At 66.7% G+C, this 12,501-nt stretch carries 8 protein-coding genes; 4 read left to right on the forward strand and 4 right to left on the reverse strand.

Annotated elements, in window-relative coordinates:
- From AC5JJ2_RS27705 to AC5JJ2_RS27715, 3 genes are all read left to right on the forward strand, one after another.
- On the forward strand, positions 1–2,571 hold the full coding sequence (locus tag AC5JJ2_RS27705; protein ID WP_495861302.1) for an ATP-dependent Clp protease ATP-binding subunit: 2,571 nt from the start codon (positions 1–3) through the stop codon (positions 2,569–2,571).
- Between the two features lie 211 nt (positions 2,572–2,782).
- Positions 2,783–4,951 (forward strand): DUF1553 domain-containing protein, encoded by a 2,169-nt coding sequence (locus AC5JJ2_RS27710; RefSeq protein ID WP_495861303.1) that lies wholly within the window; start codon positions 2,783–2,785, stop codon positions 4,949–4,951.
- A 141-nt stretch (positions 4,952–5,092) separates the two neighbouring features.
- Positions 5,093–6,505: a DUF1501 domain-containing protein gene (locus AC5JJ2_RS27715; RefSeq protein WP_495861304.1), complete on the forward strand. Its 1,413-nt coding sequence runs from the start codon at positions 5,093–5,095 to the stop codon at positions 6,503–6,505.
- A gap of 20 nt (positions 6,506–6,525) precedes the next feature.
- On the opposite strand, the gene AC5JJ2_RS27720 is transcribed toward AC5JJ2_RS27715, so the two are convergent.
- From AC5JJ2_RS27720 to AC5JJ2_RS27730, 3 genes are all read right to left on the reverse strand, one after another.
- Positions 6,526–6,792 (reverse strand): hypothetical protein, encoded by a 267-nt coding sequence (locus AC5JJ2_RS27720; protein ID WP_495861305.1) that lies wholly within the window; start codon positions 6,790–6,792, stop codon positions 6,526–6,528.
- Between the two features lie 144 nt (positions 6,793–6,936).
- Positions 6,937–8,790, reverse strand: a complete 1,854-nt coding sequence (locus AC5JJ2_RS27725; RefSeq protein WP_495861306.1) for a hypothetical protein — start codon at positions 8,788–8,790, stop codon at positions 6,937–6,939.
- A 421-nt stretch (positions 8,791–9,211) separates the two neighbouring features.
- The gene (locus AC5JJ2_RS27730) at positions 9,212–10,306 is read right to left on the reverse strand and encodes a dienelactone hydrolase family protein (protein ID WP_495861307.1); all 1,095 of its coding nucleotides are present in this window, start codon (positions 10,304–10,306) and stop codon (positions 9,212–9,214) included.
- Between the two features lie 93 nt (positions 10,307–10,399).
- On the opposite strand from AC5JJ2_RS27730, the gene AC5JJ2_RS27735 reads away from it, so the two are divergent.
- Positions 10,400–11,638, forward strand: coding sequence for a PQQ-binding-like beta-propeller repeat protein (locus tag AC5JJ2_RS27735; protein ID WP_495861308.1), 1,239 nt, complete (start codon positions 10,400–10,402; stop codon positions 11,636–11,638).
- Here the strand turns inward: AC5JJ2_RS27735 and AC5JJ2_RS27740 are convergent, their stop codons facing one another.
- Positions 11,639–12,331: a thioredoxin family protein gene (locus tag AC5JJ2_RS27740; RefSeq protein WP_495861309.1), complete on the reverse strand. Its 693-nt coding sequence runs from the start codon at positions 12,329–12,331 to the stop codon at positions 11,639–11,641.
- Positions 12,332–12,501: the final 170 nt, after the last annotated feature.

The following is a 12,501-nucleotide window of genomic DNA, read 5'->3' on the forward strand; positions in this document are numbered from 1 at the left end:
ATGTTTGAACGCTTTACCGACCGCGCTCGGAAGGTGATGCAGCTCGCCAACCAGGAAGCGCAGCGGTTCAACCACGAGTACATCGGCACCGAGCACGTCCTGCTCGGGCTGGTGAAAGAAGGCTCCGGGGTGGCCGCCAACGTCCTCAAGAACCTCGACATCGACCTCCGCAAGATTCGGCTGGAAGTCGAGCGGATCGTGCAGCACGGCCCCGGCGGGGACTCGGCCACCCTCGGCCGTCTGCCGCACACGCCGCGGGCCAAGAAGGTCATCGAGTATTCCATCGAGGAAGCCCGCAACCTGAACCACAACTACGTCGGCACGGAGCACCTGCTGCTCGGCCTGCTCCGCGAGCAAGAGGGCGTCGCGGCGCAGGTGCTGATGAATCTCGGCCTCAAACTGGAAGACGTTCGCGAAGAGGTTCTCAACTTACTGGGGCACAACATGCCGAACGAAAACGAACCGGGTGGCGGCGGCGGCGGCCGCGAGGGCGGGTCCGAGCGGGGCAGCGGCGAGCGGCAGTCCGGCGGCAAGTCGAAGTCGAAGACGCCGGCCCTGGACAGCTTCGGCCGCGACCTGACCGAACTCGCCCGGACCAGCAAGCTCGACCCGGTCATCGGCCGGTCGAACGAGATCGAGCGGGTGATTCAGGTCCTCAGCCGCCGTACGAAGAACAACCCCGTGTTGCTCGGGGAGGCCGGCGTCGGCAAGACGGCCATCGTCGAGGGCTTGGCCCAGATGATCGTGGACGGCAACATTCCGGACCTGCTCCGGGACCGCCGGCTCGTCGTGCTGGACCTCGCCATGATGGTCGCCGGGACGAAGTACCGCGGCCAGTTCGAGGAGCGGATCAAGGCCGTCATGAACGAGGTCCGCCGGGCGAAGAACACGATCCTGTTCATCGACGAGTTGCACACCCTCGTCGGGGCGGGCGGCGCGGAGGGCGCGATAGACGCCAGCAACGTGCTGAAGCCGGCGCTGGCGCGGGGCGAGATTCAGTGCATCGGCGCGACGACGCTGGACGAGTACCGCAAGTACATCGAGAAGGACGCGGCCCTCGCCCGCCGGTTCCAGGAGATCATCGTCAACCCGCCGTCGAACGTGGAGGCGGTCGAGATTCTCAAGGGCCTGCGGGATCGCTACGAGGCGCACCACCGCGTCCAGATCACGGACAGCGCGCTGAAGGCGGCCGTCGATTTCTCCGAGCGGTACATCTCCGGCCGCTGCCTGCCGGACAAGGCCATCGACGTGATCGACGAGGCCGGGGCGCGGATTCGGCTGAAGTCGATGACGCGGCCACCGGACCTCAAGGACATCGACGAGCAGATCGAGAAGCTGAACCAGGAGAAGGAGTCGGCCGTCGCCGAGCAGGACTTCGAGAAGGCGGCCAGCCTCCGCGACCAGGCGGACAAGCTGAAGAAGAAGAAGGAGAACGCCACGAAGGAGTGGCGGGACAAGGCGAAGGAGGCCGACGGCGTGGTGGACGAGGAGGTCGTCGCCGAGGTCGTGTCGAAGATGACCGGCGTGCCGCTGCGGAAGGTCGGCGAGGACGAGACGAAGCGGCTGCTGAAGATGGAAGCCGAGATGCACGGGGCGGTCGTCAGCCAGGACGAGGCGATCAAGGCCATCGCCCGGGCGATCCGCAAGAGCCGCGTCGGGCTGAAGGACCCGAAGCGGCCGATCGGCACGTTCATCTTCGCCGGGCCGACCGGCGTGGGGAAGACGCTGCTCGCGAAGTCGCTGGCGAAGTTCATGTTCGGGGACGAGACGGCCCTCGTGGCGCTCGACATGAGCGAGTACCAGGAGAAGCACAACGTCAGCCGGCTGTGGGGCGCGCCGCCCGGCTACGTCGGGTTCGAGGAAGGCGGCCAACTGACGGAGAAGATCCGCCGGAAGCCGTACAGCGTGGTACTGCTCGACGAAATTGAGAAGGCCCACCCGGACGTGTGGAACGCCCTGCTCCAGATCATGGAAGAAGGCCGCCTGACCGACAGCGTCGGCCGGGTGATCGACTTCAAGAACACGATCCTGATCATGACCACGAACGTCGGGGCGGAAACCATCGTCGCGGCCGAGGACATGACGGCCCCGCTGTTGCGGCACCGCAAGCAGGACGACAACGTCAACTACGCGGAGATGAAGAAGAAGCTCCAGGCCCGGATGGAGAAGGAGTTCCGGCCGGAGTTCCTGAACCGGCTGGATGACATCATCGTGTTCCGCAAGCTGACGACGCCGGACCTGAAGCAGATCGTGGACATGGAGCTGGCGAAGGTCGCGAAGCGGCTCAAGGAGAAGGGGTTCACGCTGCAGGTGAACGAGGAGGCAAAGGACTTCCTCATCGAGAAGGGGAGCAGCACCGAGTTCGGCGCGCGGCCGCTCCGCCGGGCCGTCGAGCAGTACCTGGAAGACGCTATGGCCGACTCGCTGCTGCGGGGCGAGTTTAACGGGAAGGACTCGATCCACGTCAAGCTCGGCGAGGTCGAGGGCGAGAAGAAGCTCATCATCGACTCGTCGGCGACGCCGGCGAGCGAACCCGCCGCGGTCGTGGCCGCCGCGGGCGAGGCGAAGTAACTGACCGCGAGGTCGTGACGACGGGCCGGGGGGAAACCCCGGCCCGTTTTCGTTTAGAACCCTGAGCGGAAGCGACGGGGTGGTGGGACTGATCCGACACCCCGTCGCTTCCGCTCAGGGTTCTACCTCGGGCAGTCAATTTTGTCTTGTATGCCGTCGCGCACCTGCGATGATGGCGAGTGCCGAACCCTCCCGCAACCCCGCCTCCGTCATGCCCCTCCGACTCGTCGCGTTCGCCCTTCTGGTGGCCGTACCGCAACTCCGGGCGGACGTTGATTTCAACAAGGCCGTCGCCCCGATCCTCCTGACCCACTGCGTCGAGTGCCACGGCGGGTCAGCCCCGGCCGGCAACCTCGACCTCACTACCGAGAAGGGGCTCCGCGCCGGCGGCAAGCACGGCCCGGACGCGAACTACCTGTTGGAGCGCGTCTCGGCCGGCGAGATGCCGCCCGCGAAGCAGGGCAGGCCGCAACCGCTCGCAAAGGAGCAACAGGCGGCGCTGAAGGCGTGGGTCGCGTCCGGCGCGGCGTGGCCGAAGGGCCGCGTCCTCGATTGGTTCGAGGCGACGAGCGCGACGCGGGCCGGGAGGGACTGGTGGTCGTTGCAGCCAGTTCAGAAGTCAGAAGTCCGGGGTCAGAAGTCCGAGGGCTTGGTCGATCACTTCATCGGCGTGAAGTTAACGGAACGCGGCTGGGAACCCGCCCCGGAAGCCGACCGACGGACACTGATCCGTCGGCTCTCATTCGACCTCCTCGGCCTGCCGCCGACGTTCGAGCAGGTCGAGGCGTTCGCAAAAGACACGTCCCCGGACGCCTACGAGAAGCTGGTCGAACAGTTGCTAGCGTCACCGCACTACGGGGAGCGGTGGGGCCGTCACTGGCTCGACGTGGCCCGGTACGCCGAGACGTGCGGGTACGAGCGGGACCAGGTCAAGCCCGACATCTGGAAGTACCGCGACTGGGTCGTGAAGGCGTTCAACGACGACCTGCCGTTCGACCGGTTCGTGACGGAGCAACTCGCCGGCGACGAGCTGCCGGACCGCACCGAGCGGTCCCTGATCGCCACCGGGTTCATCCGCCTCGGGACGTGGAACGACGAGCCGAACGACCCGAACGAGTACAAGTACGACCGGCTCGAAGACATGGTTGGGGCGACCAGCACAGCGTTCCTCGGGCTGACGGTGAAGTGCGCCCGCTGCCACGACCACAAGTTCGACGCGATTCGGCAGGCCGACTACTACCGGATGGCCGCCGCGTTCTGGGCCGGGTTCATCGAGCCGGGGCCGCGGGAGCACCTCGGCGGGCCGGACCCGAAGGCGACGCCCGGCGCCCACGCCTGGATCGACCGCGGCCGCACCGTGCCGCCGATTCGGTTATTGAAGAAGGGCGACCCGAACCGGCCCGGCGAGATCGTCGAGCCGGGCCACCTCTCGACGATTCCGTCACTTGAGAAATCGTTACCCGCACCGTCTACTGACGCGAAGACGACGGGCCGGCGGTTGGCGCTCGCCAAGTGGATCGTCGATCCGAAGAACCCGCTGACCGCCCGCGTCTGGGTGAACCGCGTCTGGCAGTACCACTTCGGGCAGGGCCTCGTCCGCTCGCCGGACAACTTCGGCTTCACCGGCGAGAAGCCGACGCACCCGGAACTGCTCGACTGGCTCGCGGCCGAGCTGATCGCGAAGAAGTGGTCCACGAAGCACGTCCACCGACTGATTCTGTTGTCGAAGACGTACCGGCAGTCGTCGCTGCACCCGAGGCAGGATGAGTACGCGAAGACCGACGCCGGGAACAAGTTGTGGTGGCGGGCCGAGCGGCGGCGCGTGGAAGCCGAGGTGCTCCGCGACACTCTGTTGTTTGCGGGCGGCAATCTCAAGCTCGACCGTGCCGGCGGGCCGAGCTTCTCGCCGGAGATTTCGCCGGAAGCACTGGAAGGGCTGTCCACGAAGTCGGCCGCGTGGAAGGCGTCGCCGCCGGCGGAGCAGGGCCGTCGTAGCCTGTACGTCTTCAGCAAGCGCGGCTTGCTCGCGCCGCAACTGACGGCCTTTGACCTGCCGGACGCGACGCTACCGTGCGGCCAGCGGGACACCACGACCGTCGCGCCGCAGGCGTTGGTGCTGATGAACAACCGGTTCTCACACCAACAGAGCGAATCGCTCGCGAAGCGAGTCGCAAAGGCGGGGACGGACGAGAAGGGACGGATCGTCGCGGCGTGGCGATTCGCGCTGAGTCGCGAGCCGCGGGCGAATGAAATGACGGCCGCGGCCGAGCATCTCGCGAAGCAACGAGAGACGTTCGCCGGGAGGGACGCGGACCGGCTCGCGCTGGAGTCGCTGTGCCACGTGTTGCTCAACACGAATGAGTTCCTGTACGTGGATTGATTCTTGTAGGGCGGGTCAAGGCTTTGCGCCGACCCGCCGTCGCGGTCCCAGCCGGTTCGGCCGCTCTTCAACTGGTTGCGGTCCGCCGGCGGGTCGGCGCAAAGCCTTGACCCGCCCTACAAGACAAACGAGGTTTCTGGTATGCCCTCCCCCTTCCCCTGCGGCCTGACCCGCCGCGAGTGCGTCTGGCAGATGGGGGCCGGGTTCGCCGGCGTCGCCCTCGCCGGCCTCGGCCTCGTTCCCAGCACGCACGCCGCTGAGAAGAAGCAACAGTTCCCCGCGAAGGCGAAGGCCGTCATCTTCCTCATGATGAACGGCGGACCCAGCCAGGTGGACACGTTCGACCACAAGCCGCTGCTGGAGAAGTACGCCAACCAGCCGCTGCCCGCAGACAAGAAGTTCATCAACTCCGGCGGCCGCAAGGTCGGGTTCCTCACGCCGGCGTTCCGCAAGTTCCGGCCCGGCGGCAAGTCGGGCCTGATGATCTCGGACTACTTCCCGAAGGTCCGCGAGCACGCCGACGAGCTGGCCGTGATCCGGTCGTGCCACACCGACAGCCACGCCCACGGCTCGGCGCTCGTGCAAATGAACACCGGCAAGACGTTCATCGGCCGGCCGTCTCTGGGCAGTTGGGCGGTCTACGGCCTCGGCTCGGGGAACAAGGATCTGCCCGGCTACGTCGTCCTCATGGACAAGCGGGGTGGCCCGATCAGCGGGCAGCCGAACTGGGGCAACGGGTTCATGTCGGCCGCATACTCCGGCACGCTGTTCCGGCCGACCGGCGACCCGATCCTCGACCTCCGCGGCCCGGCCCACGTCTCGGCGAAGGCGCAGCGCGAACAGCTGGACCTTCTCGCGAAGCTAAACCAGGAGCACCTCGACGCCCGGCCCGGCGGCCGCGAGCTGGCGGCCCGGATCGAGAGCTACGAACTGGCCTACAAGATGCAGGCGGCCGCGCCGGAGGCGGTCGATCTCACGAAGGAGTCGAAGAAGACGCTCGACCTGTACGGCGTCGGACGGCAGCCGACCGACGAGTTCGGCCGCAACTGCGTGATCGCCAGGCGGCTGATCGAGCGGGGCGTGCGGTTCGTGCAGCTCTACAGTGGCGGCGGCCACCTCGAAGACACCTGGGACGCGCACCAGAGTGTCGAGAAGAACCACGGCCAGCACGCCGCGGAGGTCGATCAGCCCATCGCCGCGCTGCTGACCGACCTGAAGGCCCGCGGCCTGTTGGACAGCACGCTGGTGATCTGGGGCGGCGAGTTCGGCCGGATGCCGTTCAGCGAGGGGAAGGGCGAGCCGGGCCGGAACCACAACCCCTACGGGTTCTCGATGTGGCTAGCCGGCGGCGGTGTGAAGGGCGGCACGGCCTACGGCGCGACGGACGACCTCGGCTTCGAGGCCGTCGAGGACAAGGTCCACCTCCACGACCTCCACGCGACGATCCTTGCCCTTATGGGGTTGGACCACGAGAAGCTGACGTACTTCCACCAGGGCCGCCACGAGCGGCTGACAGACGTGTACGGCCGGGTGGTGAAGGAGGTCATGACTTGACCCGGCCGTCGTAGCACCGGTCACTCCATGAACCCGCCCGTCTTTTCGCGGCCCAGGATGACCCAACACAGGACGAAGTACAGGAAGAACCCTGCGGCCAACCCGAACGAATAGGCCGCGAACAAGTCCGTGTTGTTGAAGACGGTCGTGACGGCCCCGCCGCCGACCGCCCCGATTACCGCGGCAATGTCCCCCAGGGTGGACTGATCAGTTCGGTGACGTAGTGTTCTGTACGTGATCCATCCCACAACTAGGCCGAAGAAAAACGCCCCGTAACTAGTCGGCACGGTGAAGCCCTCCGGAACCGCTCGTGAAGGTTTGTCCGGATGGCGATCATACCGTCGGCGACTTCAACTTCAAAACGGATTTCTTTGTCTCAGAATGTGTCGAACCGTGACTTCAAGGCGGACGGTCGGACGTTGACCACGCGGTCAGGACTGAATCGTCAGCCGGAGGTCGGACGAGCAGAAGGGGGTGTAGGCGAGGCCGAGCAAGTTGCCCTTCCGAAGCAGGTGCGTGCGGACTCGACGCATCGCCTCGCCGGCCGACCGCTCCGATTGGAAGTGGAACAGGAACTCCTCCGCGACCTCGCCGGCGACCTGTTGGTGGACGGAAATCTCAGTACCGATCACGCCCGCCGCGTTGACGCTTGCGAAGGCGTCTACGAAGTTCAGCAACGCCTCGGGCGTGATGTCCGTGGTGTGGCAGCCGTTGATGAAAACCAAGGGCGGAGTCTGCCGCCAATGGCTCTTGGGCCAGGCCCCTTGCTCCCAAGCGATGATGTGCTCCGGGCGAATTTTTTCCCCGTCCCCGACGCTGAGGTAAGGGCTGAGGGCGTCGGACCCGGGAACCTTCTCCCGGCGGCCGTGACAATAGAAGTAAACCAGCTCCTGGGCCGGACGTGCCAATCCCTCGGTGATGTCCTTGCGGCTCTTGCACACCCGCACGGCGAACTGCGATAACCGCGACTGAACCCGTTGGAAGTGGGCCTTGAGCAGGGCGTCGTCCAGCTCCAGGCTGACGCCGGCCAAGAGTTCAAGCGGCTTGTTGCCGGCTTCGATGGCGAGCGGCAACCCCTTCCCGCCCGCCATCGGGGGTGGTTGCTCGATCGTGTGCTTGAACCCCCAGAACCCGAACGGGCACAGGGTGTTCATCCTGTGGTCCGCTGCGTACGGGCAGCCACGGCCGGGTTCGGCCTCCGCCCGCCAGGCGTCCCAGGTGTCGAGCAGCCGGCAGCGGCTCGGGGCCGCCTCGTCGAACGGGATGTCGTAGACCAGCGCCCACGGAAAGATGAACCCGCTCCCGCGGGTCCGCGCGATCTGAATGGTGGTCGGCTCGGCCAGGCGGCCGTTCCGCAACTCGTCCCGCCTCTCGGGGTGGTTCGTGAGCAACGTGGCCCAGAGCTTCCACCCGACCCTGGCCAGCGCGGTCAGGTCGTCCACGAACGCCGCGAACGGCTTGCCGTTCTGGTCGTCGTACCGGTTCCGCATCGTCTTCCCGAAGAAGCCCCCGCCTTCGACGATGTGAATGTCCCGGAGGGCGAACCGGGCCTGATCGACCGCGCCGCGCATCTGACCCTCGGTCAGGTTGAAGGCCAGCAGCTTGTCGTCGCCGTCGTTGAACACGATGCGGTGCGACGCGTCCGCGTTCGCGTTCGTCAAGATGTTCAGCCCGCGGGCCGGCAGGCGGCCCACGTCGGTCAGGTCCGCGGTCAGTGAGTAATCGACCCAGGAGGTGTACCCGTCCCCCTCGCCTGCGTGCGCGGCGACGTCGGCCGTCATCGCCTGGGACTGCACGAGGTTGTTCCGAAAGTACACCATGATCCGGACGTGGGCCGGCCCGGCCTCGAGTGGTGCCCGGAGGGGAATGAGTACGGCGGGCCGCCGGTCCTCCGGCCGGCAGGTGTGCCGCTGGCCGTTGCACCCGCACACCCAACTGGGTCCGACATGGGGTAGGAAAAAGGGGTGGCGGTCGGGTTGGACCTGGAAGTCGTTGCTCACGGCCACGGCGTCGAGCCAGTGGCCGCCCGGCCGCGGCGGCAGTCGGGCGTCCGGGAAGGCATGGTCGCGGTAGTTCTGAACGACGCTCTCGGTGTCGTGCCCGGCAACGTGAATGCGCAAGTCGTACCAGCGTTCCGTGAGCGGGGACGACGAGCCGGGCAGCGCGCGGCCGCCCACCTTGTCCACCAGGCAGACGTTCACGTACCTCGGCTCGCTCGGAGGTTCGGACGGCCGGGGGTCGGCAGTCGGCTCATTCGCCCCGCCGACGCGGACGGGGGGCGTCATGCCCTGCGTGAATTCCAGGGCCGAGAGGTCGGGTCCGCCAACCCCGAAGGGCTTATGCCCTTTCCACTCCGGCAAAGCCGCCCCGATCGAGGGCGCGGCCTTTTCTTCCGCGGGGCGCACCGGGGGGGTACCGAATTCCAGCGACCCCCCGGCGTGGAGACGCTTAGCGGGCCGCTTACGGCGTGCCACTTTGTGGAGATGGCTGATTCTGGCCAGTAACTCTTCCAGCAACCGGCTCGACGCGTGGGAGCGGTTACGTGCGACGGCCTCGTCCTGAATCCTTTGAACGACTGCTGGCGGGGCGTAGATGATCATTGCGGCCGTACCTGTACCGGGTGCCGAAGTTCCGACGTGACGCTATTGCGGTATGGCCTCCATCTTACCACCGAAAAATGTCCTCGTGTTGTCCGAGGCCTCCCAGTTACCGCCCGAGCGCCCACTTGAAGAACTCGTAAAGCCGTGCGTTCGACTCCTCGGTCGGGTCGTGCGTCTTGCGGTTCGTCATGCCGACGCGGTTCTCGAAGCCCAGCAACTTGTTCACCACGACGGCGTGGTTCAGCGCCCGCCACCGCTCCGGCGGGTCCTCCGAGCCGCCGGACACGAGGAACGGCCGCGGGGCCATGAGCGCGTGCAGTTCGTGTAGGTCGCGGCCGGATTCCACCAGCGTCTTGTACGGCCCCTGACGCGGGAACTCCTTCGTCAGCACGCCGCGCTTCCGGTCCTTGCCTCGTTCGAAGCCGAGGTACCACGGCTCCCAGTAGTTCACGTTCGGCCGCGACTCGTCGAACACGACCCCGCCGTCCGACCACGCGGCGGCCGCGAAGTCGTCGTTGAGGCAGCTCGCGAACATCGCCCACTTCCCCCCGTAGGAGTGGCCGACGATGCCGATCCGCTTCCGGTCCACGCTCGGGTGCTGCGCGAGCAGCGTGCGGCACGTCGCGGCCTCGTAGGCGTGGTACGACAGCGGCTGGAGCTTGCACGTTTCCTTGTTCGGCCAGTACGTCTCGTAGTGGCTGCCGAGCGAGAGCGCGACGAACCCCCGCTTCGCGAGCTGGTACGCGAAGTCACGAAGCGACTTCGTCCCCTCGCCGATGCCGGTCTTCGAGTCGTAGAAGACGACGAGCACGGCGGGGAAGGGGCCTTTCCCTTCCGGAATGAGTAATCGCGCGTCGTCGGTCGTGCGGTCCGGCGCGACCTGGACGCGGACGTGTTGCTGCGTGAAGTTCTCGCGCTTGCTCGAGGACAGAACTTCGAGCGTCGGCTTCTCGATCGGCGGCGGCCACGGGCCGAGTAGGTCGTGCCAGGACTGGCGAATCTCCTCGCGGCGCTTCTTCCAGTCGTCGGCCGTGCGGACCGGCGTGCCGTCGGTGAACGTCAGCGGCGACTTGTACTTCCCGAAATCGTTCGCGTACTCCTTCGGCGGCGCAAAGTACGGCGCGAGCGACTTCGGAAGTGGGTCGGCCGACGCGACTGCGGAAACCGCCAGTACGACGACGAGAAGGATGGCGAGGCGCATCGTCGTTTCTCCGAAAGGGATGTAGAGGGTATACCCCAACGCCGCCCGCGGGTAAACTTCCGGGTGCGAAACCTCTCTCCCCGAGAACCCGCCATGAACCGCCTCTCCCTAGTACTGCTCGTCCTCCTCACGTCCTCCGTTCGGGCCGAGAACTGGCCCGGCTGGCGCGGGCCACGCGGCGACGGTACGAGCGCGGAGAAGAACCTGCCGACGGAGTGGTCCACGACCAAGAACGTGAAGTGGAAGGCGAAGCTGCCGTCGCCGGGGAACTCCAGTCCGGTCGTGTGGGGTGACCGTGTGTTCGTCACGCAGTCGATCGACAAGGAGGGGACCGAACGCGCCGTCATCTGCTTCGACCGCAAGGACGGTGCGGTCGTGTGGCAGAAGGCGGTCCCGTTCAAGGGCAAGGAGCCGACGCACGCGACGAACCCGTTCTGCGCCGCTACGCCGGTGACGGACGGCGAGCGGGTGATCGCGTCGCACGGCTCGGCCGGGCTGGTTTGTTACGACATGGCCGGGAAGCAGCTCTGGCACCGGGACCTCGGCAACTTCATCCACATCTGGGGCAACGCCGCGTCGCCGATCCTGCACGGCGACCTCGTCATCTTGAACTGCGGCCCCGGCGAGCGCACGTCGCTCCGCGCCTTCAACAAGAAGACCGGCGAGGACGCGTGGGAAGTGCAAGAACAGGGCGGCAAGGAAGGGAAGACGCAGGCCGACTGGATCGGTTCGTGGAGCACGCCGCGGGTCGTGACGGTTCAGGGGAAGGACCAACTGCTGATGTCGTGGCCGAACGTGCTGAAGGCCCACGACCCGAAGACCGGCGAAGTCCTCTGGTCCTGCAAGGGGCTGTCGAAGCTCGTCTACACGTCGCCGGTCGTCGGCGGGGATGTCGTGGTCGCGATGTCCGGGTACGGCGGCGCGGCACTCGCGACGAAGCTCGGCGGCACGGGCGACATGACCGCGAACCGCCTCTGGCATCACACGCAGTCGAACCCGCAGCGGATCGGGTCGGGCGTCGTCATCGGCGACCACCTCTACATGGCGAACGCCGGGCCGGGCACGATCCAGTGCATCGACCTGAAGACCGGCCGCGACGCGTGGGAGAAACAAACCCTCGGCGTCGCGTGCTGGGGCAGCCTCGTTCACGCGGACGGCAAGCTCTACACGACCGACCAGAACGGCGACACGTTCGTTCTGGCGGCGAAGCCGACGTTCGAGCTGCTCGCGCGGAACAAGCTCGGCGAGAAGTGCAACGCCTCGCCGGCCGTGTCGGAGGGCGACATCTTTATCCGCACGTTCAACCACCTCTGGTGCATCGGGAAGAAGTAACTACTTCTGCCGCACGGCCGGGGTGATGGGCACGAGGGCACGCAGCTTAGCGAGCAGCCCGTGCGCCTTCTCGGCCCGCGGGGTGTCCGGGGCGAGGCGGATCGCCAGTTCGCAGCACTTCGCGGCCTCGGCGGGGTCGCCCTTCTCGCGGTACGCCTCGGCCAGCGTCAGTTGCAGTTCGGCCGCCGCCTCGTTCGCCTTCTTCGCCGCGGCCGCGAGCTTCACCAACTCGGCATCGGGTTTCTGAGACGGCTTCCGGTCGGCCGCGACCAGATCGGTCGTCCGCTTCAACTGCTCCTTGAACGGATCGACGCCGACGTGCCCCTGGACGAAGGCGTGAATCGTCCCGTCCGCCGCCGCGAGAACCGTCGTCGGATAGACCTGAATCTTCAGCGCCTTCGTCAGTGCGGCCTCCTTGTTGCCGTCGATCTTCACCGGGATGAACCCGCCGGCCATCGCGATCACCTTCGCGTCCTTGAACGTCGTCGCGTCCATCTTCTTGCAGTAGAAGCACTCCTCCGTGCCGATCTGGAGCAACAGCGGCAGACCCGTCTCGGCCGACTCCTTGCGGGCCGCGTTGTAGTCGGTCCGCCACTCGATCCGTGGGTCGGCGGCGCGGGTGAACGACGGCCGCGGCGCGATCAGCACGAAGATCGCCGCGAGCGCGGCGGCGGGAAGGCGCAAGTCTGTCATTCTCGATCCTCGAAGGTGCGAGTCACGGCGGGCCGACGGATCAATTCCCAACAGGCGGCGATATCCGCGAGTTCTTACCCTCTCCCCCGGCTTTGCGGGGGAGAGGGCAGGGTGAGGGGGAAGGCGCTCAGCGGTCCGAGAGACGCTTCTCCCATTTCAGGGAGGTGTTC

The organism is Limnoglobus sp., from assembly GCF_059499385.1.

Excerpts from the sequence above, each read along its gene's own strand:
- AC5JJ2_RS27730 (WP_495861307.1), bottom strand. The coding sequence starts at position 10,306 with ATGCGCCTCGCCATCCTTCTCGTCGTCGTACTGGCGGTTTCCGCAGTC.
- AC5JJ2_RS27710 (WP_495861303.1), top strand. The coding sequence starts at position 2,783 with ATGCCCCTCCGACTCGTCGCGTTCGCCCTTCTGGTGGCCGTACCGCAA.
- AC5JJ2_RS27740 (WP_495861309.1), bottom strand. The coding sequence starts at position 12,331 with ATGACAGACTTGCGCCTTCCCGCCGCCGCGCTCGCGGCGATCTTCGTG.
- AC5JJ2_RS27705 (WP_495861302.1), top strand. The coding sequence starts at position 1 with ATGTTTGAACGCTTTACCGACCGCGCTCGGAAGGTGATGCAGCTCGCC.
- AC5JJ2_RS27715 (WP_495861304.1), top strand. The coding sequence starts at position 5,093 with ATGCCCTCCCCCTTCCCCTGCGGCCTGACCCGCCGCGAGTGCGTCTGG.
- AC5JJ2_RS27735 (WP_495861308.1), top strand. The coding sequence starts at position 10,400 with ATGAACCGCCTCTCCCTAGTACTGCTCGTCCTCCTCACGTCCTCCGTT.
- AC5JJ2_RS27725 (WP_495861306.1), bottom strand. The coding sequence starts at position 8,790 with ATGACGCCCCCCGTCCGCGTCGGCGGGGCGAATGAGCCGACTGCCGAC.